Here is a 26,052-nt window from a genome sequence, read left to right on the forward strand (position 1 = left end):
TAGGGAGAGGGCTCTGCGATGAGCATGCTGAAGTCCCGGCCGGACACGGCCGACGAGCCCCCGTCGGAGGACCTGGGGACCTCCGGGGCCGACGCCCCGGCTCCGGCCGACGGTTCAACCGACGGTCCGGCCGGTGGCCTGTCGGGCGGTGCGGCCGGCGGGCGGTTCGGCGCTCGGTCCGGTGCCGCCTCCGGCCGCCCGGCCGGTGCCCGGCGGTTCGCCGGGACCTGGGCCGTCCTCGTGGCGCTCCTGGCCGTCTCCTTCTCGCTGGCGTACGGGGCCACCCGTCCCGCACCCGACGGGGAGGCGGGCCGGGGCGCGTTGGCCACGGCCCAGCGTCTTGAGGACCTCGGCACGCACGTCGCCGCGAGCCCGCAGCTCGCGCAGGGGCTCGACCTCGTCTCCCGCGAGCTGAAGGCGATTCCGGGCCTGGAGGTGGAGCGGCAGCGCGCCACCGGCTCGTACCGCTTCCACGACCGCGCCGTCGACTACGCCGTCGAGAACGTGATCGCCCGCCAGCCCGGCGACAGCAAGGACGCCCTCCTGGTGAACGTCCACGTCGACTCGGCGATGGAGGGACCCGGCTCCGCCGACGACGGCGTCAACGTCGGAGCGGTGCTCCAGGCCGCCCGCCGGCTGGCCGGCAAGGACCACCACCGCACGGTCGTCTACCTCTTCAACGGCGGCGAGGAGGTCGGCCTCACCGGAGCCGACGCCTTCACCCGGCACCCGTGGGCGAAGGACGTCCGCTGGTTCCTGAACCTGGAGGCCGTCGGCTCGGGCGGCCTGCCCATCCTGTTCCAGGCGGGCCAGGACGACGGCCGTCTGATCGAGCTCGCGGGCGACACCGCGCGGCCGTACGGCTCGGTCCTCGGCCAGTGGCTGTTCCAGGCGGGCCTCATCAACTCGGACACCGACGGCCGGGTGTGGCGCGCCCAGGGCTGGTCGGGCCTCGACTACGCACTCTTCGAGGACGGCTACCAATACCACACGCCGAACGACCGGGTCGCCGCGATCGGGGACGGTTCCGCGCAGGCGGTCACCGACCTGACCGTCCGGTTCGCCTCCGACGTCACGGGGTCCGCCGCCCCGGCCGGCCGGAAGCCCGCCCCGTACTACTTCGACGTCCTGTCGCGCTGGTGGGTCACCCTGGACCCGCTGCTCGTGAAGACCGGCACCCTCGCCCTGCTCCTCGCGCTGGCCGCGCTGACCTGGCGGGCCCGCAAGGTCTGGGACCTCCGTCCCGGCCGGGTGGCGGCCACCGCCGGGGCCGCCCTCCTCGGCCTGCCGGCGGCCGTGCTCACGGGTGTCCTGGTGGGCGGTGCCCAGTCCCTGGTCGGCCCGCACGCCTGGTACGCGCACCCCTGGCTGATGTACCTGGTGCCGCTGCCCCTCACCGTCCTCGGGGCGCTCGCCCCGCAGCTGCTCCTGGAGCGCCGGCGCCGCCGCCGCGCCCCGGACGGTGCCGGGCGGCCGGACGCCCGCACCGCCCTGCTCGGCAACGCCTGGGCGGTCGGAGTGCTCGGCGTGCTCACCGCCTGGCTCGGCGTCGGACCCGGCTATCTGCTGTGGATCGGCTCCGCCCTGTCCGTCCTGTCCATCGGCGGCTTCCTGGTGCTGCCGGGCCGCTGGCGCGCGGTGCCGCTGCTCGTGGGCGCGTTCGTGTCGTTCGTGCTGATCGCCCAGTTCACCCGGAACCTGTTCGAGCTGGCAGTCCCGATGATGGGCCGGATGCCGACCGCCATCCCCATGGACGCGGCGCTCGCCGTGGCGTGCGTCCTGGTCGCCGTCCCGCTGGCGCTGGTCCTCGCGCCGTTCGCCGCCCACGCCGGCCGCCCGCCGCGCCGGTCCGGCCTCGCCGTGCTCGCGTACACCGCCTGCGCGCTCCTGGTCGTCGGGCTCGTCCAGCCGTACGACAGTGCGCACCCGAAGCTGGTCAGCGCGTTCCAGGAGCAGACCGATGGCAAGGACCCGCGGATCGTGCTCGAAGGCCGCGACTACCTCACGCCCGAGAGCCTCGGGGTCGTCGACCGGGTCGCCCGCGACACGGGTCTGCGGGTCCGCGACGGCGGGCTCACCGCACGGAAGGTGTCCGTATCCGAGGGGAAGGTCTCCGTCGGCACCGCCGGTGCGACCGCGCCCGTCCGGATCGCGATCGGCGCGAACCGCGCGGAGCTGATCAGGGTCACGGTGACGGGCCCCGGTCTCTCCATCGGCGGTCGGCCCTTCGAGAGCGAGGAGGCGGTGATCGACGTCGTCGGCCGCTTCGACGGCCACACGCTGACCGTCGACCGCAAGGGTCCCGTCGAGATCCAGGTCGACCAGGTCTTCCTGAAGACCGGCGAGGACGCCGAGCGTGCCCTGGCGGCGCTGCCGGACTGGACGGTGGGCCACGCGAGGACGGTCGTCACGCACACGTACAAGTCCTGAGGGACCACCAGAAGTGCGGGGCCGGGCGGTGTTTCACGTGAAACACCGCCCGGCCCCTTCCGTGTATCAGACGCCCTCGGTCCAGTCGGTCGGCAGGCGGTAGTCGAGGTCGGCCTCGACGGTCGCCACGTCCATCTGGGCCTTCTGCAGCGAACCGGAGAAGTCCCAGTTCATCGACTGCCAGCGGGTGAACTGGTCGAGGACCCAGACGCCGGACTGACGGCTGCCGTTGCCGGACTTGCCGTTGCCGCCGAACGGGAGGTGGGCCTCGGCGCCCGAGGTGGAGTTGTTGACGCTGACCATGCCCGCGCCGATGCCCTGCCGGAAGCGGAACACGGTGGCCGGGTCGCTCGTCCAGACGGCGGCGGAGAGGCCGTAGCCGGGGGTGTTGGCGAGCTCGATCGCCTCGTCGAGCGTCCGGTACGTGGTCACGCCGACGACCGGCCCGAAGGTCTCCTCCAGGAAGATCCGGTCCGTCGGGCGGACCCCGTCCACGAGCACCGGGTGGTAGTACAGGCCGTCCGAGGGGTCGCCGACGAAGCCCTCACGGGGCGACTCGGCGGTGATCCGGCCGATCGCGCTCGAACCGAGCACCGTGTGGTGCTCCTCGATCCAGCTCAGAGCCTCCTCGTAGGAGCGCGCGAACTTCTCGTCGAGCAGCGGGCCGTAGACGACGCCCTCGGCCGGATCGCCCACCGCCGCGGCCCGTACCGCCTCGTCGAACTTGCGGACGAACTCGTCGTGCACGTCCTCGTGCGCGATGACCGTGCCCAGCGAGGTGCAGCGCTGGCCCGCCGTGCCGTAGCCGGAGAACAGCGCGGCCTGCACGGCCAGGTCCAGGTCCGCGTCGGGCGCGAGGACCATCGGGTTCTTGCCGCCCAGCTCCAGGCACGGGGTCTGGAGGTGGCGGCCGCACAGCTCGCCGATCCGGCGGCCGACCAGCGTCGAGCCCGTGAAGCCGACCTTGTCGACCAGGCCGCGGCCCAGTGCGGCGTCCAGGCCCTCGAAGGTCGTCTCGCCGTCCGCGTAGACCAGGTTCAGGACGCCGGCCGGGACGCCCGCCCGCCAGGCGAGCTCGGCGAGGGCGCGCGCGGTCGCGGCCGCGTACTCGGCGGGCTTCCACACCACCGCGTTGCCGCACAGCAGCGCCGGGGCGATGTACCAGGACGGCACCGCCACCGGGAAGTTGCCCGCCGTCACGATGACGGACACGCCGACCGGCATCCGGAAGGTGAACAGCTGCTTGTCGGACATCTCGGAGGGGACGGTCTGCCCGTACAGGCGGCGGCCCTCGCCGAGGAAGAAGTCGCAGGTGTCGATGATCTCCTGGACCTCGCCCAGCGCCTCGGCGTACGTCTTGCCCACCTCGCGGGTGACGAGGCGCGCCAGGCTCTCCTTGTTGGCCTGGACGAGACGCCCGAAGGCGCCCACGACCTGGCCGCGCACGGGGGCCGGGACCCGCGCCCACTCGCGCTGGGCCTGCCGGGCCGCCGCACAGGCGTCCTGGAACGTCGCCGAGTCGGCCAGCCGGACCTCGGCGACGACGTCGCTCAGGCGCGCGGGGTTGAGGGAGGCATAGGTGTCACCGCCGCCGGGGACCTCCTTGCCGTCGATCACCGAGTTCAGCGCAGTCGGAGCCACCACTTGAAATTCCTCTCACCATGTCGGATGCGGTGGGTCAGAGTAGCCGCTGACCTGCGCAAGCGGGCCGGATCGAGGGGGATCAGCGGACCCTCTCGTTCATCCAGGGGGTGAGCGAGGCGCCGGGCACCAGTTCCTTGTATGTCACGTCGCCGGGGACCGGGACGACGAGCCACCAGCCGGGCGGGAAGAACCGGCCCTTCACATGGGCGAGTCCGCCGTGGACGGAGCGCAGGAAGGCGGGGACGGCGTCGCGGGGGACGTCCGCGAACTCGATCCCGTCCACGGTGATCCGGGCGTCGTCCTCGGGGAAGACCTGGACGGTGACCGAGGGGGAGCCGCCCAGCTCGACGTAGGCCTCGTGCGGCAGGGATCCGTCCGGGTCGAGGACGGCGAACGCGCCGGAGGAGGTGCGCCGGGACGTCTGGTCCGCGCCGATGGAGTCGTCGACCGTCATCTCCAGGTGGAACTCCCGGGCGATCTCGCGGATCGCCGTGACGGCCGCTTCGGTGGTGGGCAGGTGCGGGTGAGCCATGGGAGCGATCATGCCGCACGGCCCGTGGGGCCCGTCCGGCTCAGGAGGGGAAGCGGAGGAACTCCGGCGGGACGGCGTCGGTCAGCCAGACCCCGTTGGCGCTGACGTGGAAGACGTGCCCGGCCTGCCGCATCGCTCCGGCGTCGACGCTCAGCACGACGGGCCGTCCTCGGCGCGCGCCGACCTGGGTCGCCGTCTCCCGGTCGGGGGAGAGGTGGACGTGGTGGCGGGCCATGGGCCGCAGTCCTTCCGCCCGGATCGCGGGGAGCCGGTCCGCGACCGTGCCGTGGTAGAGGTACGCGGGCGGTTCGGCGGCCGGCAGGTCGAGGTCGACCGTGACGGTGTGGCCCTGGCTCGCGCGGATGCGGGTGCCCTCGATCGCGAAGCGCTTCTTGTCGTTGGTCGCGACGACGTGGTCGAGCTCGGCGCGGGTGATCCGGAAGCCGTGCTCGGCGGAGGCCCGGAGCAGGTCGTCGATCTCGGTCCAGCCGTGCGCGTCGAGGACGAGCCCGATGCGCTCGGGCTGATGGCGCAGATGCTTGGAGAGGTACTTCGACACCTTCACGGTGCGTCGTTCATCCATCTCGATTTCTTCCCCGTTCAGGTTTGATCCACAAGCAAGTGGAGTTATCCACAAGCGAATTGGAGATTCTGTGGACAACGGGGCTGTCAGGTCAAGGCATTTAATCAACTTCCTCGCCTTTGTCCTGCTTTGCGGCAAGTGAGTCCAATGTTCTTTTGTTGACCTCTCGTTCCGTGGCCGCCGCGATGAAGGCCTCGATCCCCTCCGCACCGACCAGGCTCTGAACGGCCCGTATCGTCCCGGCCGGCAGCGACACCGGGCGCGGCTGGTCGTCCCTCACCCGGGGCGGCTCCGGCGACAGATGGAACTGAAGGTGGCGGGTGGCCAACAGGCGCATGGCCCGGGCCAGTTCGGCGTCCACCGTCTGCTGGGCGAGCGGCCTCAGCCGCCGCACCATCGTCGCCGCCTCGGCCGCGTCCGCGTCCGTCGGCGGCCGGTGCTCCAGATAGCGCGCGAAGACGTGCTCGGTCGTGAACTCCAGGAAACGGGAGGCGATGTGCTCGACCTGATCGCGAAGTTCCCTCAGGTGCCCGGTGATCGCCGCGAGCGGCACGCCCGCCGCGTACAACTCGGCCGCCACCGCAAGCTCTTGCGGACTCGGCACGAGGTACTCCTCGCCCCGGCCCTCCCGGCCCGGCAGCCGCTCCAGCACGCCGAGCTCGACGGCCTCCCGGATGGCCTCCTCGTCCGGCGTGCCCCCGAAGCGGGCGTCCAGCTCCGCGCGGGAGATCCGGTCCGCCTCCTCGTCCGTCCACGGCCCGTGGACCTCCGCGACCAGGCCGAGCACCCCGCCGAGCCCCCGGCCGGTGTCCCAGGCCTCCAGGAGCTCCTTGATCGAGGCCAGGGTGTAGCCCCGGTCGAGGAGGTCGGCGATCTGCCGGAGCCGCGCGAGATGCGCGTCCCCGTACACGTTCGACCTGCCCCGCCGCTCCGGACGGGGCAGCAGACCTCGGTCCTGGTAGGCGCGGATCGTCCGGACCGTGGCCCCGCTGTGATGGGCGAGATCCTCGATCCGGTACTCCGGCTGTGCTGACTGCTCGGACAAACCCGCTCCCACCGACCGCATGCTCCACCCCGCCTCCGCGAGGCCCCTCCTGGGAGGGATCGTACGACCGCCGGTCCGTTACGCCGGCGGCTGCCAGCGGGCCAGGGCCCGCAGGGCCCCCGGGCTGAGCCGGGACAGGAAGTGGACGCCCCGGGCCTCGGGCGTCACCGGGACGACGGCCCGGTCGTGCAGGACCGCCCCGAGGATCGCGTCCGCGACCTTCTCCGGCGGGTAGTTCCGCAGGCCGTACAGCCGGGAGGCCTTCTGCTGCCGCCGCTTCTCCTCCGCCGCGTCCGTGACCCCGGCGAACCGCGCGGTCGCCGTGATGTTGGTGTTGACGATGCCGGGGCATATCGCGGAGACCCCGATGCCCTGGTCGGCCAGCTCGGCGCGCAGGCACTCGCTGAGCATCAGCACCGCCGCCTTCGACGTGCTGTACGCGGGCAGCGCACGGGAGGGCTGGAAGGCCGCCGCCGAGGCCGTGTTGACGATGTGGCCGCCCTGGCCGCGCGCGGTCATCTGCGCGCCGAAGACACGGCAGCCGTGGATGACGCCCCACAGGTTGACGTCCAGGACCCGCTTCCACTCCTCCGCGGAGGTCTCGAAGAAGGAGCCGGTGAGCCCGATGCCCGCGTTGTTGACCAGGACGTCGACGACGCCGTACTCGGCTGCCACCTTCGCCGCCAGCTGCTCCATCGCCTGCTCGTCGGCGACGTCGACCGTCTCGCCCCAGGCCTCGGGGGCGCCGATCAGACGCGCCATCTCGGCCGTGCGGGCCGCCCCCTCGGTGTCCCGGTCCACGGCCACCACCCGGGCGCCGGCCTCCGCGAACGCGAAGGCGGTGGCCCGCCCGATGCCGCTGGCCGCCCCGGTGACCAGGACGAGCTGCCCGCCGAACCGCTCCGCGTACTCCGGCTTCACACCGCCCTTCGCCGCGGCCTCCGCGACGGGCTTCGGCGCCTTGGTCGCCGCGTCCTCGTTGGCCCGCACGAACTCGGCGATCCAGGAGGACAGCTGGTCGGGACGGGTGCGCGGCACCCAGTGCTTGGCGGGCAGGGTGCGCCGGGTCAGGTCCGGCACCCAGCTGCCCAGGTCGTCGTAGAGCCGCTCGGAGAGGAAGGCGTCCCCGGTCGGCGTGATCAGCTGCACGGGCGCGTGCGCGTACGCGTCGGGTCGCGGCCTGCCGAGCCGGGCCCGGACGTTGTCCCGGTAGAGCCAGGCGCCGTGCGCCGCGTCGTTCGGCAGGGAGGGCGTCGGGTACTCCCCGGCGGGGACCTTCTCCATCCGCTCCAGGACCTTCGGCCAGCGCTTGCCGAGCGGCCCGCGCCAGGCGAGCTCGGGCAGCACGGGGGTGTGCAGCATGTACACGTACCAGGACTTGGCGCCCTGGCCGAGGAGCTGACCGACCCGGCGCGGGGTGGGCCGGGTCATCCGCTGCTTGATCCAGTGCCCGAAGTGGTCGAGCGAGGGCCCCGACATCGAGGTGAAGGAGGCGATCCTGCCCTCGGTGCGCCGCACGGTGGCGAACTCCCAGGACTGCACCGAGCCCCAGTCGTGGCCGACGAGGTGGACCGGGCGGTCCGGGCTGACGGCGTCGGCGACCGCGAGGAAGTCGTCCGTGAGCTTCTCCAGGGTGAAGCCGCCGCGCAGCGGGGCCGGCGCCGTCGACCGGCCGTGGCCCCGGACGTCGTAGAGCACCACGTGGAACTCCTCGGCCAGCCGGCCCGCGACCTCCGACCACACCTCCTTGGAGTCCGGGTACCCGTGCACGAGCAGGACGGTCGGCCGGTCCGCGTCGCCGAGCTCGGCGACGCACAGCTCGATCCCGCCCGTCCGGACCCAGCGCTCCCGCGCTCCGTTCAGCCCCGCCATCAGACCGCTCCCTCGTTCCAGCGCCGCACGTGCGGCAGATCGTCGTCCAGCCAGAAAGCGCTCTGCTCGGGGTCCCGGGAGTCGGTGACGACCAGGATCTCCTCGAACTTCGCGCCCGTCCCCCGGAATCCGAGGTGCGGTTCGACCGCCCAGAGCCCGGGCACGGGCGGGTGGTCGGAGAACTTGTACGGCGACCAGAGCGGCGACCAGCCGTCCCGGTGGCCGTGCACGGCGTCGCTCGCGAGGCCCTTGAGCGACTGGGTGCCGAAGCCGAAGAGCGTCGGCGCCCAGCGGCGCTCCTTCACCCGGTCGATCTTGTGGGCGATGACGCCGAAGGGATAGGCCCGGTGCCTGTTCGCGTACCCCTGGCGGACCATGAGCCGGTCCACGTCCTCGTATATCTCGCGCAGCGTGCGGCGCTCGCGCACCTCGCGCAGGATCAGCTCGCGGTGGGCCTCCAGGTCGGCGAGCAGCTTGTCGTGCAGGGGGTTGAGGCCCAGGCAGCCGCTGTAGCCGATGTCGGCCGTGTAGCCCTTGTAGACCGGCGCCATGTCGAGGATGAACGGCATCCCCGCCTCCAGGCGCCGGTTGGTGGGGAAGAACTGCAGCGGGATCCTGAAGTCCACGAACGCCGTGCGGTCCCCGAACCAGGCGAAGGGCCGGTGGAACCAGTCCTTCACGCCCCGCTCGTAGAGCCACTCCCGCTGCATCCGGGCGGCCTCGCGCTCGGTCACGCCCGGCTTGAGCTGGGCCGCGACGGCCTCCGCGCACTCGTAGGAGAGCCGCTGTACTTCCCTGAACCCCCGCAGCTCCGCGGAGAGTTCGCCTGTCACTGCTGAGGCCATGCCACCCGCCGTCCGTGTGTGAGCGCCCGGCTGCGCTACGCGTCCGTAACTTGACACCGATGAATGTGACAATGCCCGGAGGCTGAGTCAAGGGGTCGGACGGCGGCCTGTGGAAAAGTCCGGCGGAAAGACCGACCGACGGCCTGGGGAAAAAGACTTTCGTCGTGACGCCCCTACGGGCTCGTACTCCTGAAGTGGGAGAAGGATCGAGCCGTTGGTCTGACGACTTCTGTGGCGCACGCCACTACCGTCGAAGCGTGACTGTGATCGCCACCGAAAGCCTCAGCAAGCGGTTCCCCCGGGTGACCGCTCTCGACCGGCTCTCCCTGGACATCGGGCCCGGTGTGACCGGACTGGTGGGTGCCAACGGAGCCGGCAAGTCCACGATGATCAAGATCCTGCTCGGACTCTCCCCCGCCACGGAGGGCAGCGCGCAGGTCCTGGGCCTCGACGTCCGGACCCACGGCCCGGAGATCCGCGAGCGCGTGGGATACATGCCCGAGCACGACTGCCTCCCGCCGGACGTCTCGGCCACCGAGTTCGTCGTCCACATGGCGCGGATGTCCGGGCTGCCCGCGACCGCCGCCCGGGAGCGGACCGCCGACACCCTGCGCCACGTCGGCCTGTACGAGGAGCGCTACCGCCCGATAGGCGGCTACTCGACGGGCATGAAGCAGCGGGTGAAGCTGGCCCAGGCGCTGGTCCACGACCCGAAGCTGGTCCTCCTCGACGAGCCGACCAACGGCCTCGACCCGGTCGGCCGGGACGAGATGCTCGGACTGATCCGCCGGGTCTGGACCGACTTCGGCATCTCCGTCCTCGTCACCTCGCACCTCCTGGGCGAGCTGGAGCGCACCTGCGACCACGTCGTCGTCATCGACGGCGGCCGGCTGCTGCGCTCCAGCTCCACCAGCGACTTCACCCGGACCACCACGACGCTCGCGGTCGAGGTCACCGACTCCGACGCCCACCCCGACGGCACGGCCTCGCTCCGCGCGGCCCTCGCCGCCGCCGGTGTGACGATCCACACGGGCGTCGAGGACGGCCTGCCGGGCGCCGGCCACATCCTGCTCCTGGAGGCCCCGGGGGAGGAGACGTACGACCTCGTGCGGGACACCGTCGCCGGCCTCGGCCTCGGTCTCGTCCGCATGGAGCAGCGCCGCCACCACATCGCCGAGGTCTTCAAGGCGACGGACCAGGAGGAGGTGCCGGCTCGATGAGCTCCCAGGCCCCCGAAACGACCCAGATCCACAACATCGGCTACCGGTCCTACGACGGCCCGCGCCTCGGCCGGGCGTACGCGCGCCGCGCGCTCTTCTCGCAGTCCCTGCGCGGGGCGTACGGCCTCGGCCGCAGCGCCAAGTCGAAGGTGCTGCCGATGCTGCTCTTCGCGGTGATGTGCGCGCCCGCGCTGATCATCGTCGCGATCTCGGTGTACACCAAGGCGGACAAGCTCTTCATGGAGTACACCCAGTACGCGGTCTACCTCCAGCTCGTCATCGCCGTCTTCCTGGCCTCCCAGGCTCCCCAGTCGGTCTCCCGCGACCTGAGGTTCCGCACGGTCCCGCTGTACTTCTCCCGCCCCATCGAGCGGGTGGACTACGTCCTCGCCAAGTACGGGGCGATGGCCTCGGCGCTCTTCGTCCTCACCGCCACCCCGCTGGTCATCATGTGGATCGGCTCGATGCTGGCCAAGATGGACTTCGCCGAGCAGGCCAAGCTGTTCGGGCAGGGCCTCGTCTCCGTCGCCGTCCTGTCGGTGCTCTTCGCCGGCGTCGGCCTGGTCATGGCCGCGCTCACCCCGCGCCGCGGCTTCGGCGTCGCCGCCGTCATCGCCGTCCTCACCATCTCGTACGGCGCGGTCACCACCCTCCAGGGCATCTCGTACACCACCGAGAACACCGGCTCCATCGTCTGGCTCGGCCTGTTCTCCCCCCTCACCCTCGTCATCGGCCTGCAGAACGCGTTCCTCGGCGCTCCGGCCTCCTTCCCCGGCGAGATGCAGGTCGGTGCGGGCACCGGCGCGGTCTACCTGCTGGTCGTCCTCGGCCTCGTAGCCGCCTGCTACGGCGTCCTGATGCGCCGCTACCGAAAGGTCGGACTGTGAGCGCCCTCCCGTCACCCGCCACCACCCCTCTAAGGAATGGGCTGCGCCCATGAGCACCCTCAACATCGACCACGTCTCGCGCTGGTTCGGAAACGTGGTGGCGGTCAACGACATCACGATGTCGATCGGCCCCGGCGTCACCGGCCTCCTCGGCCCCAACGGCGCCGGGAAGTCCACCCTCATCAACATGATGGGCGGCTTCCTCGACCCGTCCACCGGCAGCGTGACCCTCGACGGTCAGCCGGTCTGGCGCAACGAGTCGGTCTACCGCTCCATCGGCGTCGTCCCCGAGCGGGAGGCGATGTACGACTTCCTCACCGGCCGCGAGTTCGTCGTGGCCAACGCCGAACTCCAGGGCCTCGGCGCGGCGGAGGCCCAGCGGGCCCTGGCGACCGTCGAGATGGAGTACGCGCAGGACCGGAAGATCGCCACGTACAGCAAGGGCATGCGGCAGCGCGTGAAGATGGCCTCGGCCCTCGTCCACGAGCCGTCCGTGCTGCTGCTCGACGAGCCGTTCAACGGCATGGACCCGCGCCAGCGCATGCAGCTGATGGACCTGCTGCGGCGGATGGGCGCGGACGGCCGCACGGTCCTGTTCTCCTCGCACATCCTGGAGGAGGTCGAGCAGCTCGCCTCCCACATCGAGGTGATCGTGGCCGGACGGCACGCGGCCTCCGGCGACTTCCGCAAGATCCGCCGGCTGATGACGGACCGGCCGCACCGCTACCTCGTCCGCTCCAGCGACGACCGGGCGCTCGCCGCCGCGCTGATCGCCGACCCGTCCACGGCCGGCATCGAGGTCGACGCGGTGGACGGCGGACTGCGGATCCAGGCCGTCGACTTCGGACGGTTCACCGAGCTGCTGCCGAAGGTCGCGCGGGAGCACGGCATCCGGCTGCTCACGGTCTCGCCCTCCGACGAGTCCCTCGAATCCGTCTTCTCGTATCTCGTCGCGGCCTGAAAGGAGTACGACCCCGATGTACGACCCCACTGTCGCCCGGCTCACCTACCGGGCCCTCCTCGGCCGCCGCCGGGCGGCGATCCTCTTCCTCCTGCCCGCCCTGCTCCTGGTCATCGCCGCGGCCGTCCGCATGCTCAACGGCGCGGACGACCAGGTCGCGTCCGACCTCCTCGGCGGCTTCGCGCTCGCCACGATGGTCCCGCTGATCGGCGTCATCGCCGGCACGGGCGCGATCGGCCCGGAGATCGACGACGGCTCCATCGTCTACCTGCTCTCCAAGCCGGTGAAGCGGTCGACGATCATCACCACCAAGCTGATCGTGGCCATCGCCGTCACCATGGTCTTCTCGGCCGTGCCGACGCTGATCGCCGGCTTCATCCTGAACGGGAACGGGCAGCAGGTCGCCGTCGCCTACACGGTCGCCGCGCTCGTCGCCTCCATCGCCTACAGCGCGCTCTTCCTGCTGCTCGGCACGGTCAGCCGGCACGCCGTGGTGATCGGCCTGGTCTACGCCCTGGTGTGGGAGGCGCTCTTCGGCTCCCTGATCTCCGGCGCCCGCACCCTCAGCGTCCAGCAGTGGGCGCTCGCGCTGGCCGAGAAGGTCACCGGCGACGGCCTGGTGAAGTCCGACGTGGCCCTGCCGACGGCGACGGTGCTGCTCGTCGCCGTCACCCTCGGCGCCACCTGGTTCGCCGGCCGCAAGCTGCGCACGCTGAAGCTGGCCGGCGAGGAGTAGAAGCCCCCGGGGGCGTCAGACCGTGCGGTCCCGGGCGGCGAGCAGTCCGACGCCCGCGGCCGCCGCGCAGACGGCGAGGACCAGCGCGATCGGCAGGGTCCAGGAGCCGGTGGCCTGGTGGAGGGCGCCGGCCGCCAGCGGCCCGGCGGCGGCCATCAGATAGCCGACCGTCTGGGCCATCCCGGACAGCCGGGCCGCGGTCAGCGCGTCCCCGGAGCGCAGCACGATCAGGGTCAGGGCGAGGCCGACGGCGCCGCCCTGACCGACACCGAGGACCGCCGACCAGAGCCAGGCACCCTCCACGGGCGCCACCATCAGCCCGGCGTAACCGGCCGCGACCAGCGTCGTGACCAGCACGATCAGCGGGCGCTGGCTGCGCATCCGGCCGGCGAGCAGCGGCACCGCGAAGGCGCCGGCGACCTGGATCAGGTTGTTGAAGGCGAAGACCACACCGGCGGTGGAGCGGCTCATCCCGTGGTCGGTGAAGATCGTCGGCATCCAGGCGATCAGCACGTACGACCAGAGCGACTGCAGGCCCATGAAGAGGGTGACCTGCCAGGCGAGCGCCGAGCGCCAGACGCTCACCGGGCGGGCGCCGCCGGCCGGCACGGCCCGTACTCCGTGTCCCGGGCGCCCGCGGGCGATCAGCACCTGCGGGAGCCAGGCGAGGGCCGCGACCGCGGCGAGCAGCGACCAGAAGCTCAGGGAGGCCTCCCAGCCGCCGCCCAGGGCCTTCTCCAGCGGCACCGCGGCGGCCGCGGCGACCGTGGCGCCGGCGATCATCGCGCCCGTGTAGACCGAGGTCATCGACGCGGCCCGGTCCGGGAAGTCGCGCTTGATCAGACCCGGCATCAGCACGTTGAGCAGGGCGATCGCGGTGCCGACCAGGATCCCGCCGCCGTACAGCGCGTACACGGACGGCAGGACGCGCACGAGGATGCCGACGCCGAGCAGCAGCAGCGCCGCGAACAGCACGCGCTCGGCGCCGAACCGGCGTCCGAGCCAGGGAGCCACCAGGGCGCCGAGGCCGAGGAAGAGCACCGGCACCGAGGTCACGAGCGAAGTCGCGGTCGACGAGAGCCCGAAGGCGTCGGATATCTCCCCGACCAGCGGCGCCACACTCGCCAACGCGACCCGCATGTTGAGCGATGCCAGCACGATCCCGACGAGGAGCACGGCGGGGCGCGCGACCAGAGCGCGCCGCGCAGCCGACCCCGCGCCCCCCGCCGCAGCCCCCGAGCCCGCACGCGCCCCGGAACCCGCGTCCGTACGCGCCCCGGAACCCGCGTCCGTACGCGCCTGAGAGCCCCGGGTCGCCGCGCCCGTATCCGTACCAAGGCCCGCGCCCGTACCCGTACCCGTTCCGGAGCCGGCGCCCGTGCGCGTCCCCCGGCTCACTTGGCCTGCTCCGTCAGCGCGGTGACCGCCTCCATCGGGACCCGCAGCAGTTCGCGGGCCTCACGTTCCGCGGCGTCCTGGTCGCCGGACTCGACGGCTGCCACCAGGGCCGCGTGGGCGTCGATGTCGACCGGGGGCATCTCGCGGTCGCCGAGGGCCTCCACGAGGACCTCGTGCACCTGCGCGGAGAAGAAGCGGTACACCTCGACGAAGGCCGCGTTGTGCGTCGCGCCGACGAGCGCGAGGTGGAAGGCGAGGTCCGCGTCCGCGTCCCGGTCGCCCTCCTCCCGCAGGGTGGTCAGGGCGTCCCGCAGCCGCCGCAGGTCGTCGGCGTCGCGCCGGGCGGCCGCGAGCCGGGCGGCCTCGGCCTCCAGGGCGATCCGCAGTTCGAGGACGTCGGCCGCGCCCGCGTGCCGGACCCCGCGGAGCACCGCGGCCGGGTCGGCGGTCGACCTGACGAAGGTGCCGTTGCCCTGGCGGGACTCCAGGAGGCCCGCGTGGACCAGGACCCGGACGGCCTCGCGGACGGTGTTGCGGCCGACGCCGAGCTGCTGCGCGAGCTCGTGCTCGGTCGGGATGCGGTCGCCGACCGCCCACTCCCCGTCGGTGAGCTGCGTGCGCAGCTGTTCCACCACGGAGTCCACCAGCGAGGTCCGCCCCGCCGCCTTGAGTGCCATCGAAATCCTCTATTCGCCCGGTTGCCCAGTCATCCTACAAGTGACCTCCCTCGCGTCCCCGGCCGGGCCGCAGCGACCGGACTACTGTGGGCTCGTACGTGTGCCGAACACCCTCACCACCCTCGGGAGTCAGTCATGTCAGACCGCTTCGACGTCGTCGTACTCGGAGCTGGCCCCGGCGGCTACGTCGCCGCCATCCGCGCCGCCCAGCTGGGCAAGCGGGTCGCGGTCGTCGAGGAGAAGTACTGGGGCGGTGTCTGCCTGAACGTCGGCTGCATCCCCACCAAGGCGCTGCTGCGCAACGCCGAGCTCGCCCACATCTTCAACCACGAGGCCAAGACCTTCGGCATCAAGGTCGACGGCACGGTCACCTTCGACTACCGCGAGGCGTTCAGCCGCAGCCGCACGGTCGCGGACGGCCGCGTCAAGGGCGTCCACTTCCTGATGAAGAAGAACGGGATCACCGAGTTCGACGGCCGGGGCACCTTCCTCGACGCGAACACCCTCCAGGTGGCGAAGTCCGACGGCACCACGCAGACGATCACGTTCGACAACTGCATCATCGCCACCGGCGCCTCCCCGCGCCTGCTGCCCGGCACCGCCCTCAGCGACCGTGTCGTCTCGTACGAGCAGCAGATCCTCGCCGAGGACGCCCCGCAGTCGATCATCATCGCCGGCGCCGGCGCGATCGGCATCGAGTTCGCGTACGTCCTGAACAACTACGGCACCAAGGTCACCATCGTCGAGTTCCTCGACCGGATGGCCCCGCTGGAGGACGAGGAGGTGTCCAAGGAGCTCGCGAAGCAGTACCGCAAGCTCGGCATCGACGTCCTCACCTCGACCCGCGTCGAGGCCATCGACGAGTCCGGCCCGCAGGTCCGCGTCACCGTCACCGGCAAGGACGGCGTCCAGAAGGTCCTGGAGGCCGACAAGGTCCTGCAGGCCATCGGCTTCGCGCCGAACGTCTCGAACTACGGTCTGGAGAGCACCGGTGTCGCGCTCACCGAGCGCGGCGCCATCGACGTCGACGGCCGCTGCCGCACCTCCGTGCCGCACATCTACGCCATCGGTGACGTCACCGCGAAGCTGATGCTCGCGCACACCGCCGAGGCCATGGGCGTCATCGCCGCCGAGACCATCGCGGACGCCGAGACGATGGAGCTCGACTACCCGATGATCCCGCGCGCGACCTACTGCCAGCCGCAGATCGCCAGCTTCGGCTACACGGAGGCCCAGGCGCGCGAGAAGGGCTACGACGTCAAGGTCGCCAAGTTCCCGTTCATGGCGAACGGCAAGGCGCACGGCCTCGGCGACTCGACCGGCTTCGTGAAGATCGTCGCCGACGCGAAGTACGGCGAGATCGTCGGCGCCCACCTGATCGGCCCCGACGTCACCGAGCTGCTGCCCGAGCTGACGCTGGCCCAGCAGTGGGACCTCACGGTCCACGAGGTCGCCCGGAACGTGCACGCGCACCCGACGCTCGGCGAGGCCGTGAAGGAAGCGATCCACGGTATTGCCGGACACATGATCAATTTCTGAGGTTTCTCCCAGCTCCGGGTGATAGGCACTGAAAGGTGCCGAGCGAAACCTCACCGGGTGGCGAACCGTCCCGGCCGATCAGGTCGTGGGTGTGTTCGTCACCCGGTACGCATGTGTGGCTGGCGGTCATCGCGATCACCAGCCTCGTCATCGCGCTCTCCCCGCACGGCCTGGAGACCTATCTCCTGCACCGCAACAGCAGCAATCTGTACCAGCTCGCACACCACCCGATGCGGGCGCTGCTCGGCAGTGCGTTCTGGATCGAGAACCCGGCCGACCTCCTGCTGTACGCGGTGCTCTTCGAGGTCTTCCACGCCCCCGTGGAACGCTGGCTGGGCACCCCGAAATGGCTCCTCACCGTCGCCGGCGCCCACGTCGCGGCCACGCTCATCAGCCAGCAGGTGGTCCTGGCGGCCATCCAGCTCCACGACGTGCCGCGCAGCATGGCGCACGTCGTCGACATCGGCGTCAGCTACGGCCTCGCCGCATCGGCCGGCATCCTGACCTACCGGCTGCCCAACCCCTGGCGCTGGCTCTACCTCGCCGTGGTGACGGCGTTCTTCCTCGTACCGCTCGCCGCCGACCGCACCTACACCGACCTCGGCCACGCGATCTCGCTGGCGATCGGCCTCGGCTGCTACCCGCTGACCCGCGGGGCGCCGCCCCCGGGAAAACCAGTCGCCGTCGAACGCCCGCCCGGCGCACACTAGTTGCACGGGGGGACACGGGGGATCCCCCCGGGTGCGGCCGCTTCGAGCGCGTGGACCCCGGTCCGCGCGGGCCGTGAACCCGCGAAGGCCCGCTCCCCTCGGGGGAGCGGGCCTTCGTACGGAAACCGGCCGGTCAGGCCGAGAGCAGGCGCTCCAGGACGAGCGCGATGCCGTCCTCCTCGTTCGAGGCGGTCACCTCGTCCGCCACCGCCCGCAGCTCCTCGTGCGCGTTGCCCATGGCCACACCGTGCGCCGCCCAGCCGAACATCGGGATGTCGTTCGGCATGTCGCCGAAGGCGATCGTCTCCGCGGCCTTCACGCCGAGCCGGCGAGCCGCGAGCGACAGACCGGTCGCCTTGCTCAGGCCGAGCGGGAGGAGCTCCACGATGCCCGGGCCCGCCATGACGACGTCCACGAGCCCGCCGACCGTGCCCCGCGCGATCCGGGTCAGCTCGTCGTCGGTCAGCGTCGGATGCTGGACGTACAGCTTGGTCAGCGGCGCCGACCACAGCTCCGCCGGATCCTCGTACGCCACGTACGGAATCGGCCTTCCCAGCGGCCGGTAGCCGGGGCCCATCAGGACGTCGCCGTCCAGACCGTCACGGCTGGCGGCCACCGCGAGCGGGCCCACCTCCGCCTCGATCTTGGAGAGGGCGAGCGCCGCGAGCTGCCGGTCCAGGGTCAGCGAGGTCAGCAGCCGGTGCTCACCGGCGTGGTAGACCTGCGCGCCCTGCCCGCACACCGCGATTCCCCGGTAGCCGAGGTCGTCGAGGACGTGCCGGGTCCAGGGCACCGCCCGGCCGGTGACCACGATGTGCGCGGCACCCGCCGCCGTCACGGCGGCGAGCGCGTCCCGTGTGCGGTCCGAGACGGACTCGTCGTCCCGCAGCAGCGTTCCGTCGAGGTCCGTCGCGACCAGGCGGTAGGGGAAGGGGCTCACTTGGCGATCGGCTCCAGGACCTCGCGGCCGCCGAGGTACGGGCGGAGCACCTCGGGCACCCGCACCGAACCGTCGGGCAGCTGGTGGTTCTCCAGGATCGCCACGATCGTGCGCGGTACGGCGCACAGCGTGCCGTTCAGGGTGGCGAGCGGCTGGACGACCTTCTTGCCGTCCTTGTCGTCGCGCATGCGGACGGAGAGGCGGCGGGCCTGGAAGCTGTCGCAGTTCGAGGCGGAGGTCAGCTCGCGGTACTTGCCCTGGGTCGGGATCCACGCCTCGCAGTCGAACTTGCGGGAGGCGGAGGCGCCGAGGTCACCGGTGGCGACGTCGATGACCTGGAACGGAAGCTCCAGGGCGGTCAGCCACTGCTTCTCCCACTCCAGGAGCCGCTTGTGCTCGTTCTCCGCGTCCTCCGGCGCGACGTACGAGAACATCTCGACCTTGTCGAACTGGTGGACGCGGAAGATGCCCCGGGTGTCCTTGCCGTACGTGCCGGCCTCGCGGCGGAAGCAGGGCGAGAAGCCCGCGTACCGCAGCGGCAGCTTGTCGGCCTCGATGATCTCGTCCATGTGGTACGCGGCGAGCGGGACCTCGGACGTGCCGACGAGGTAGTAGTCGTCCTTCTCCAGGTGGTACACGTTCTCCGAGGCCTGGCCGAGGAAGCCGGTGCCCTCCATGGCGCGCGGGCGGACCAGCGCGGGGGTCAGCATGGGGATGAAGCCGGCCTCGGTGGCCTGGGCGATCGCGGCGTTGACCAGGGCGAGCTCCAGGAGGGCGCCGACGCCGGTCAGGTAGTAGAAGCGCGAGCCGGAGACCTTGGCGCCCCGCTCGACGTCGATGGCGCCGAGCGCCTCGCCCAGCTCCAGGTGGTCCTTGGGCTCGAAGCCCTCGGCCGCGAAGTCGCGGATGGTGCCGTGCGTCTCGAGGACGACGAAGTCCTCCTCGCCGCCGACCGGGACGTCCGTGTGGACGATGTTCCCGAGCTGGAGCAGCAGCTGCTTGGCCGTCTCGTCGGCCTCGTTCTGCTCGGCCTCGGCGGCCTTGACGTCGGTCTTGAGCTGCTCGGCCTTCTGCAGGAGCTCGGCGCGCTCCTCGGGGGTGGCCTTGGGGATCAGCTTGCCGAGCGCCTTCTGCTCGGATCGGAGCTCGTCGAAGCGGACGCCGGACGACCTGCGCCGCTCATCGGCGGAGAGCAGGGCGTCGACGAGCGCGACGTCCTCTCCACGGGCGCGCTGGGAGGCGCGAACACGGTCGGGGTCCTCACGGAGCAGGCGAAGGTCAATCACCCCACCAGGCTACCGGTGCGCGTTCGCGTGCCCCCACCGGATAAGGGGGCGCGTGTTGATTCGCCCGAATTGAGAGTTGTGGAAATGCCGGTCGGGGCTCGGCTCATTTACTTATCCACAGGCTGTGCGGAAGATCTGTGGACTACGGAGGGGGGCGCGTGGATTTCCCTCATCATGCCTGGGAATTCCGTGATCAAACACCCACCACGCACTCATTTGGGTGGGAATTGGTCGCTCCAACGGGTGGGTCCCCAGAGGGCTGCTGACGAGGGTGCCGGTGGGGTGCTGTGGATGGCGCACGCGATATCGGGGGGTGAGTGGGGTGATTTGTCGACCTTGTCTCGGCGGGGTGTCGACTTGTCCCCAGGTCTCACCGGACCCCTGTGGATAACCTCTGTGGGTAACTGAAAAGTATGCAGGTGGGACTAGTGGTTCGTACCTGTGGACGAACGCTCACACCGCCGGGAGCGTTCGGTCACCATCGACTCAGGCCCGACCGTCCTGGGCCCTCGCCAGCCAGTCGGAGGCCTCCATGAACTCCACGTCCGAAGTCCCGCGCCGCAGCGCCGACACGTCCTCGGCCGCGACACCCGCCCGGGGGTACGAGCCGAGGAACCGCACCTTGGGGCAGATCCGCTTGAGGCCCATCAGCGCCTCGCCCACCCGCCGGTCCGAGATATGGCCCTCGGCGTCCACGGCGAAGCAGTAGTTCCCGATCCCCGCCCCCGTGGGCCGGGACTGGATCAGCATCAGGTTCACCCCGCGCACCGCGAACTCCTGGAGCAGTTCGAGGAGGGCACCCGGATGATCGTCACCCAGCCACAGCACCACCGAGGTCTTGTCCGCGCCCGTCGGGGCCGCCGGCCGGGCGGGCCGGCCCACCAGCACGAACCGGGTCTCGGCGTTCTCCGCGTCGTGGATCTCCGTGACCAGCGCCTCCAGGCCGTACGTCGCCGCCGCGAACTCCCCCGCGAAGGCGGCGTCGAACCGGCCCTCCTGCACCAGCCGGGCCCCGTCCGCGTTCGAGGCCGCCGACTCCCACACCGCGTCGGGCAGGTGCGCCCGCAGCCAGTTCCGGACCTGCGGCTGGGCCACCGGGTGGCCCGTGACCGTCTTGATCTCCGAGAGCTTCGTCCCGGGCCGGACGAGCAGCGCGAAGGCGATCGGGAGGAGCACCTCGCGGTAGATCATCAGCGGCTCGCCGGAGGCCAGCTCGTCCAGGGTCGCGGTCACCCCGCCCTCGACCGAGTTCTCGATCGGTACGAGCGCGGCGGCCGCCTCCCCGTTCCGTACGGCGTCGAGGGCGGCCGGGACCGAGACCATCGGGACGAGTTCCCGCGTCGCGGCCTCGGGCAGCGTGCGCAGCGCCGCCTCAGTGAAGGTGCCTTCGGGGCCGAGATAGGTGTACCGGGTGGCGGACATACCGTCACCCTAATGGTCGCCGCCGCCGCGGGCGGCCGCCCGAGCGAGGCCTCTCACCCCTCGGACGGCGGCCCGCCCGGGCCGGTCCGGTACCCGCCCGGGCCGGTCCGGCGCTCGCTCGGGCCGACGCGGTCAGGCCTCCAGGAGGCGCTGGCCCACGTACTCGCCCTCGGCGGGGCCGCCCGGGACGGCGAAGAGGCCGCTCGCCTCGTGGCGGATGAACGCGGACAGCGCGTCGCCCCGGTCGAGCTTGCGCTGCACCGGGACGAAGCCCCTGAGCGGGTCCGCCTGCCAGCAGACGAAGAGGAGGCCCGCGTCCGGCGTGCCGTCCGGTCCGATCCCGTCGTGGAAGGAGAACGGCCTGCGCAGCATCGCCGCCCCGCCGTTCTGTTCGGGGGCGGAGATCCGGGAGTGGGCGTTGTCGGGGATCACCGGCTTCCCGTCGGGACCGAGCTTGTTCAGGTCGAGCGCGGTGGTCTCCGAGCCGCCGGTGAGCGGGGCCCCGTCGGACTTCCGGCGCCCGATCACCTTCTCCTGCCGGTCCAGCGGCAGCTTCTCCCAGTCGTCGAGCAGCATCCGGATCCGGCGCACCACCGCGTACGAGCCGCCGGCCATCCACTCCTGCCCGCCGCCGGCCGGGACGAAGATCCGCCGGTCGAAGTCGGGGTCCGTGGGCTTGGGATTGCCCGTGCCGTCGACCTGGCCCATCAGGTTCCGGGCGGTCATCGGCTTGGCGGTGGCGCCGGCCGAGCGGTTGAAGCCGTTCATCTGCCAGCGCACCCGGGCCGCGTCCCCGGCGTCCTTCTGGACGGCGCGCAGCGCGTGGAAGGCGACGAGCGCGTCGTCCGCGCCGATCTGCACCCACAGGTCGCCCTCCGAGCGCCGGGGGTCCAGGGCGTCGGCGGAGAAGGCGGGCAGCGGGTCCAGCTCGGCGGGGCGGCGCGAGGCGAGCCCGGTGCGGTCGAAGAAGGTCCGGCCGAAACCGAAGGTGACGGTGAGGGAGGACGGTCCCGCGTCGAGCGCGACGCCGGTGTCCCCGGCCGGGGCCTTGCCCGACATCAGCACCTTCGCCGTGGCCGACCAGCGGCGCAGCAGGGCGGCGGCCTCCTTGCGGCCGGCGCCCGGGGCGAGGTCGAAGGAGATCAGGTGCCCGCGGGACTGGAGGGGGGTGGTGATGCCGGCCTGATGTTTCCCGTGAAACATCACCGCGGTCGAGCCGACGGTGGTCAGGGCGGGGGAGCCGCCGGAGCCGGTTCCGGCGGCGGTGTCGTCGCCGGACAGGGCCGCGGAGATCCCGACGCCGCCGGCCGCGCCGGCGACGAGGCCGGCCGCGCCCGCCGCGCCGGCGACGCCGAGCAGGCGCCGGCGGGAGAGATCGAGGTTGTCGCTGTCGGTCACTGGGCTCAGCCGATCTTCACGTTCTTGTCGATGGTGGTCTGGTCGATCTCGGAGGTACGGACGGTCACCTGGATCTTCCATTCGCCGGGCATCGGGATCTGGACGCCGCTCGCGCTCCAGTGTCCGGTCTGGATCCGGTCGGGGGCGACGGGCAGAGGGCCCACGTTCTTCGCCTCCAGGGTGAGGGCGAGCTTGATCTCGGGGACGTCCAGCGGCTTCCCGTTGGGGCGCTCGACGAAGATGTGCAGCGCGTTGGCGCCGGTGCGGCCGGGGTCGAGGCTGAGACGGACGACGCCCTTGCCGTCGACGCCGCCGGTGTCGAAGGGCAGCCGGATGTCGACGGGCCGGTCCGGCACGGCGGCCGGGCCGGAGGCGGCGGTGGTCCGCCCGGCCTCTTCCTCCGTGCGGCCGGGCTCGGTGGAGGTGAGGACCGTGGTCACGGCGAGGAGGACGACCGCGACGGCGGCCTCGGTCAGCACCGAACGGCGCAGACCGGTCCGCTCGGGGTCGGCGTCCCGCTCCCGCTTGCGCCGCGCGGTGGCGACGGCGGCCCGCTGCCGGGCGAGCTGCGCGGCCCGCTCGGGATCGGCGTCGCCGGCCGGCTCGTCCGCGGCCTCGGTCTCCGGCTCCTCCGCTTCCGCCGCCGACTCCCGCGGCGACGGGTCCGCCAGGCGCCGGGTCCAGCGGCGGGAGATCCAGGCGATGCCGATGAGGACCGCCATGAGGCCGATCTTGACCAGGAGCAGCTGGCCGTACCGGGTGCCGGTCAGCGCGGACCAGGAGCCGACCTGGCGCCAGGACTGGTAGAGCCCGGTGGCGGCGAGGACGGCCACGGAGCCGAAGGCCACCTTGGAGAAGCGCTCGACGGCGGAGCGCTCGACGGACGGCGCCCGGTAGAGGGCGACGAGGAGCACGGTGAGGCCGCCGAGCCAGGCGGCGACGGCGAGGAGGTGCAGGATGTCGACGGGCATGGCGATGCCGGGCTGGAGGCCGGTCGAGGCGTGCTCGGCGAGGGCCCAGGTCCCGGCGATGCCGGCGGCGACGACGGTGCCGCCGATGCCGAGACCGAAGGAGAGGTCCTTCTTCTCCTTGGGGTCGGTGCGGCGGGCGTAGGAGCCGAAGAGGACGGCCACGAAGAGCGCGGCGGCACCGAGCAGCAGCAGCCGGGAGGTGAGCGCGGCGCCGGTCTTCGTCTCCAGGACGGCCCGCAGGCCCGCCAGGTCGAAGGCGTCGGCGAGCTTCCCGGAGCCGGTGTAGGGGCTGCGCAGGAGCAGCATCGCGAGCGTGGCGCCGGTGAGGGTCAGCCAGCCCCGGACCACCGTCTGCTGGACGGGGCGGACGCTCGCGCCGCGCGGCCAGCAGACCAGGACGAAGGCGCCGCCGCCGACGAGGACGGCGAACCCGGCGTACGAGAGGTAGCGGGCGATCCCGTAGAGGGCGCCGACGAGGCCGCCGCCGACCGCCTGGTCGGGGAGGGCGACGGAGGTCGTGGAAGGGGCTCCGATGGAGAAGGTGAAGGCGCCGGCGATGGGATGGCTGTCGGCCGAGACGGTCTGCCAGGCCACGGTGTACGTGCCGTCGGGAAGACCGGCGCGGAGCCCCACCCCGTACCGGACGACGGAGCCGCTGCACAGGTCGCGGATCTCGCCGGTGTCGGCCCGGCGGCCCGCCGGGTCGAGGACCCGGATGGAGTCGGCGCTCATGGCGACCTGCTCGGAGAAGGTCAGGTTGACCTCCTTGGGGGCGGTGGCGACCACCGCCCCGTCCTTCGGGTCGCTGCCGGTGAGCGCCGCGTGCGCGGAGGCGGGTGCGGCACCGGCGAGCAGCGTGCCGAGCAGCGCGGCCGCGAGGATCAGCAGCCGGGCCAGGGCGTTGCCGAGGCGCGGGGCGGTGGTTGTCATCTCTGTGTCACTCCGTCAACGAGCTCAGTGCTGCTGCGGGTTGTGGTTGGCTGCTTCGACGGGGACGTCGACCTTGATGGGGTCGGACTTCTCGAAGTGCAGCTCGATGCTGACCGTGTCGCCCTGCTTGGGCGTCTTCTTCAGCTCCATGAACATGATGTGGTTGCCCCCGCGTTCGAGCTTCAGCTCGCCGTTCGCGGGGATGTCGAAGAACTTCACCTGCTGCATCTTCTGGTTCTTCGACTCGTGGATGGTGACGTCGTCCGAGATCGGGCTGGTGACGGAGGTCAGCTTGTCCGCCGTGTCGCTGCCGTTCTTGATCGTGAGGAAGCCGCCGGCCATGTCCATCACCGGCTGGGGCATGTACGCGCCGCTGACCTTCAGGTCGGGCTTGCTCTCGGAGGACGAGCACCCGGTCAGCGCGAGCGCGGCGGCGAGCGCCACGGCGGCGGACAGGGCGGTGGTGCGGCGGGTCACGGGTTCTCCCCCTTGATGATCTTCGGCAGGTCCTTCGCGTAGTCGTCGACGCTCGCGTCCTCGCCGTACAGGACGTAGCCCTGGTCGGTGGTGGGCGAGAAGGCGATCACCTGGGCGCCGTGCATGGAGACGACCGTGCCGTCCTTCTCCTTCTTCGGCGGGTCGATGCCGATGCCGATCTGCCGGGCCCCCGCCTGGATGGCGGAGAAGTCGCCGGTGAGACCGGTGAAGGAGGGGTCGCCGGCGGCGGGCAGCCACTTGGCGAGCTCGGCGGGGGTGTCCCGCTCGGGGTCGGTGGTGACGAAGACGACCTGGAGCTTGTCCTGGTCCGCCTTGGGGAGCTTCTTCTTGGCGATGGCGATGTTGCTCATCGTCAGGGGGCAGACGTCGGGGCAGTGCGTGTAGCCGAAGTAGATGAGCGTCGGCTTGCCCTTGGTGCGCTCCCGCAGGTCGTACTTCTGGCCCTTGGTGTCGGTGAGGACGAGCGCGGGCTTGGTGAAGGGCCGGTCGAGGACGGTGGCGGCCTTCGTGGACTCGGATCCGCCGGAGACGACGGCGACCGGGGAGCCCGAGCCCGCGGGCTTGTCGTCGTTGCCGCCGAGGCCGACGGCGGCGGTGATGCCGAGCGCGGCGACGATCGCGACGGCCGCGATGACCAGCGGCGTGCGCCGCCCGGGACGGGCCGATGCCGCCCCGGGCGTCTTCTCTTCAGACATGGTGCTTCTTTCGGATGACGAGCGAGGGTGAGGGCGCGGCCGTCAGGCCGAGCGGCGGCGGCCGGCGAGGAGGCCGAAGGCGACACCGGCGACACCGACGAGGATGCCGATGACACCGAGGACACGGGCCGTGGTGTCGGAGGCGGAGGACGCGGCGGCGGTCTCCTCGTGGTCGGCCTTGTCGTCGTGACCGGCCTTCTCGTCCGTCCCGGCGGAGGCGGACGGAGCGGCGCCGCCGTGGTGGTCCTCGTCGGCGGAGGCGGCGGAGAGCTTCAGGACGGGCGCCGGGTTCTGCGGCTCCTCCGCGCCCTCCTTCTGCTCCTCGATCCAGCGCACGACCTCCTTGTTGTCGTACGTCTGGATCGCCTTGAGGACCAGCTCGTCGGCGTCCTCCGGCAGCTGGCCGAGGGAGAGCGGGAACTGCTGGAACTCGCCGGGGCCGATCTTCGAGCCGTCGGCGGTCCAGGTGACCTTGGAGACGGCCTCGTTGATCTTCTTGCCGTGCAGCTCCAGCGGCTTGGTGAGCTTGCTCTTGGTCACCACGGCCTTCCAGCCGGGGACGGGCTGGGGCATGACGGAGGCCAGCGGGTGGTCGAGCGGGAAGTTGACCTCGACCTTCACGGTGGAGGCGTTGTCGCGCTCGTTCGGGACCTTGAGGTTGACGGTCGCGTAGCCGCCCTTGGCCGCCTCGCCCTGCGGCTGCACGCTGACGTGCGCGAAGGCGGTGCCGGAGAGCAGCACGACGGAGGAGAGGGCGATGCCGCCGGCGAGGAAGGTACGGGAAACGTTCATGGCAGAGGACACTCCAGCTCGGAAGTAAGGGTGCGGGAGTC

Annotated in this window: 23 protein-coding genes; 7 read left to right on the forward strand and 16 right to left on the reverse strand. The window is 71.8% G+C overall.

Going from position 1 to position 26,052, the window contains the following annotated elements; all coding sequences use genetic code 11:
- Positions 1-18: 18 nt before the first annotated feature.
- On the forward strand, positions 19-2,430 hold the full coding sequence (locus ACFYX3_RS16635; protein ID WP_389013598.1) for a M28 family peptidase: 2,412 nt from the start codon (positions 19-21) through the stop codon (positions 2,428-2,430).
- A 66-nt stretch (positions 2,431-2,496) separates the two neighbouring features.
- Here the strand turns inward: ACFYX3_RS16635 and ACFYX3_RS16640 are convergent, their stop codons facing one another.
- From ACFYX3_RS16640 to ACFYX3_RS16665, 6 genes are all read right to left on the reverse strand, one after another.
- Complete coding sequence (locus tag ACFYX3_RS16640) at positions 2,497-4,074, reverse strand: aldehyde dehydrogenase family protein (RefSeq protein WP_389013601.1); 1,578 nt, start codon at positions 4,072-4,074, stop codon at positions 2,497-2,499.
- Between the two features lie 79 nt (positions 4,075-4,153).
- Positions 4,154-4,606 carry a hypothetical protein gene (locus ACFYX3_RS16645; protein ID WP_389013603.1) on the reverse strand — a complete coding sequence of 151 codons (453 nt, stop codon included), beginning with the start codon at positions 4,604-4,606 and terminating at the stop codon, positions 4,154-4,156.
- A 40-nt stretch (positions 4,607-4,646) separates the two neighbouring features.
- Positions 4,647-5,189, reverse strand: coding sequence for an RNA 2'-phosphotransferase (locus ACFYX3_RS16650; RefSeq protein WP_389013606.1), 543 nt, complete (start codon positions 5,187-5,189; stop codon positions 4,647-4,649).
- A 100-nt stretch (positions 5,190-5,289) separates the two neighbouring features.
- Positions 5,290-6,255 (reverse strand): MerR family transcriptional regulator, encoded by a 966-nt coding sequence (locus ACFYX3_RS16655; RefSeq protein ID WP_389013608.1) that lies wholly within the window; start codon positions 6,253-6,255, stop codon positions 5,290-5,292.
- Positions 6,256-6,312: 57 nt separating this feature from the next.
- Positions 6,313-8,106 carry an SDR family oxidoreductase gene (locus ACFYX3_RS16660; RefSeq protein ID WP_389013611.1) on the reverse strand — a complete coding sequence of 598 codons (1,794 nt, stop codon included), beginning with the start codon at positions 8,104-8,106 and terminating at the stop codon, positions 6,313-6,315.
- Positions 8,106-8,951 carry a M24 family metallopeptidase gene (locus tag ACFYX3_RS16665; RefSeq protein WP_389013614.1) on the reverse strand — a complete coding sequence of 282 codons (846 nt, stop codon included), beginning with the start codon at positions 8,949-8,951 and terminating at the stop codon, positions 8,106-8,108. Before ACFYX3_RS16665 ends, ACFYX3_RS16660 begins: the two co-directional genes overlap by 1 nt.
- A 263-nt stretch (positions 8,952-9,214) precedes the next feature.
- Between ACFYX3_RS16665 and ACFYX3_RS16670 the strand changes: the two genes are divergently transcribed.
- From ACFYX3_RS16670 to ACFYX3_RS16685, 4 genes are read left to right on the forward strand one after another with little or no spacing between them, the layout of a single operon-like run.
- Entirely contained in the window at positions 9,215-10,171 is a 957-nt protein-coding gene (locus tag ACFYX3_RS16670) for an ABC transporter ATP-binding protein (protein ID WP_389013935.1), read from the forward strand.
- The gene (locus ACFYX3_RS16675) at positions 10,168-11,058 is read left to right on the forward strand and encodes an ABC transporter permease (RefSeq protein ID WP_376594544.1); all 891 of its coding nucleotides are present in this window, start codon (positions 10,168-10,170) and stop codon (positions 11,056-11,058) included. Before ACFYX3_RS16670 ends, ACFYX3_RS16675 begins: the two co-directional genes overlap by 4 nt.
- A gap of 49 nt (positions 11,059-11,107) precedes the next feature.
- Positions 11,108-12,019, forward strand: a complete 912-nt coding sequence (locus ACFYX3_RS16680) for an ABC transporter ATP-binding protein (RefSeq protein WP_389013618.1) — start codon at positions 11,108-11,110, stop codon at positions 12,017-12,019.
- Between the two features lie 16 nt (positions 12,020-12,035).
- On the forward strand, positions 12,036-12,755 hold the full coding sequence (locus tag ACFYX3_RS16685; RefSeq protein ID WP_376594546.1) for an ABC transporter permease: 720 nt from the start codon (positions 12,036-12,038) through the stop codon (positions 12,753-12,755).
- A gap of 15 nt (positions 12,756-12,770) precedes the next feature.
- Here ACFYX3_RS16685 and ACFYX3_RS16690 read toward each other — a convergent pair whose 3' ends face one another.
- Entirely contained in the window at positions 12,771-13,949 is a 1,179-nt protein-coding gene (locus ACFYX3_RS16690) for a CynX/NimT family MFS transporter (RefSeq protein ID WP_389013938.1), read from the reverse strand.
- 200 nt (positions 13,950-14,149) lie between these two features.
- Complete coding sequence (locus ACFYX3_RS16695) at positions 14,150-14,830, reverse strand: FadR/GntR family transcriptional regulator (protein ID WP_382655943.1); 681 nt, start codon at positions 14,828-14,830, stop codon at positions 14,150-14,152.
- 135 nt (positions 14,831-14,965) lie between these two features.
- On the opposite strand from ACFYX3_RS16695, the gene lpdA reads away from it, so the two are divergent.
- Complete coding sequence (lpdA, locus tag ACFYX3_RS16700) at positions 14,966-16,369, forward strand: dihydrolipoyl dehydrogenase (RefSeq protein WP_389013623.1); 1,404 nt, start codon at positions 14,966-14,968, stop codon at positions 16,367-16,369.
- Between the two features lie 35 nt (positions 16,370-16,404).
- Positions 16,405-17,079: a rhomboid-like protein gene (locus ACFYX3_RS16705; protein WP_389013626.1), complete on the forward strand. Its 675-nt coding sequence runs from the start codon at positions 16,405-16,407 to the stop codon at positions 17,077-17,079.
- 133 nt (positions 17,080-17,212) lie between these two features.
- On the opposite strand, the gene ACFYX3_RS16710 is transcribed toward ACFYX3_RS16705, so the two are convergent.
- From ACFYX3_RS16710 to ACFYX3_RS16745, 8 genes are all read right to left on the reverse strand, one after another.
- Entirely contained in the window at positions 17,213-18,019 is an 807-nt protein-coding gene (locus ACFYX3_RS16710; protein WP_389013629.1) for an HAD family hydrolase, read from the reverse strand.
- Positions 18,016-19,305: a serine--tRNA ligase gene (gene serS, locus ACFYX3_RS16715; protein WP_376594551.1), complete on the reverse strand. Its 1,290-nt coding sequence runs from the start codon at positions 19,303-19,305 to the stop codon at positions 18,016-18,018. Before serS ends, ACFYX3_RS16710 begins: the two co-directional genes overlap by 4 nt.
- Before the next feature lie 486 nt (positions 19,306-19,791).
- Positions 19,792-20,727, reverse strand: a complete 936-nt coding sequence (gene pheA / locus ACFYX3_RS16720) for a prephenate dehydratase (RefSeq protein WP_389013632.1) — start codon at positions 20,725-20,727, stop codon at positions 19,792-19,794.
- Between the two features lie 132 nt (positions 20,728-20,859).
- Positions 20,860-22,125: an iron uptake transporter deferrochelatase/peroxidase subunit gene (efeB, locus tag ACFYX3_RS16725; RefSeq protein WP_389013635.1), complete on the reverse strand. Its 1,266-nt coding sequence runs from the start codon at positions 22,123-22,125 to the stop codon at positions 20,860-20,862.
- A 5-nt stretch (positions 22,126-22,130) separates the two neighbouring features.
- Positions 22,131-24,026 (reverse strand): copper resistance CopC/CopD family protein, encoded by a 1,896-nt coding sequence (locus ACFYX3_RS16730; RefSeq protein ID WP_389013638.1) that lies wholly within the window; start codon positions 24,024-24,026, stop codon positions 22,131-22,133.
- 24 nt (positions 24,027-24,050) lie between these two features.
- Positions 24,051-24,503: a copper chaperone PCu(A)C gene (locus ACFYX3_RS16735; protein ID WP_382655925.1), complete on the reverse strand. Its 453-nt coding sequence runs from the start codon at positions 24,501-24,503 to the stop codon at positions 24,051-24,053.
- On the reverse strand, positions 24,500-25,219 hold the full coding sequence (locus ACFYX3_RS16740) for an SCO family protein (protein WP_389013641.1): 720 nt from the start codon (positions 25,217-25,219) through the stop codon (positions 24,500-24,502). Before ACFYX3_RS16740 ends, ACFYX3_RS16735 begins: the two co-directional genes overlap by 4 nt.
- Before the next feature lie 42 nt (positions 25,220-25,261).
- Complete coding sequence (locus tag ACFYX3_RS16745; protein ID WP_376594557.1) at positions 25,262-26,011, reverse strand: YcnI family protein; 750 nt, start codon at positions 26,009-26,011, stop codon at positions 25,262-25,264.
- Positions 26,012-26,052 lie beyond the last annotated feature (41 nt).

The sequence above is a fragment of the Streptomyces sp. NPDC002463 genome (assembly GCF_042889835.1).
GTDB classification, from domain to species: Bacteria; Actinomycetota; Actinomycetes; order Streptomycetales; family Streptomycetaceae; genus Streptomyces; species Streptomyces nymphaeiformis.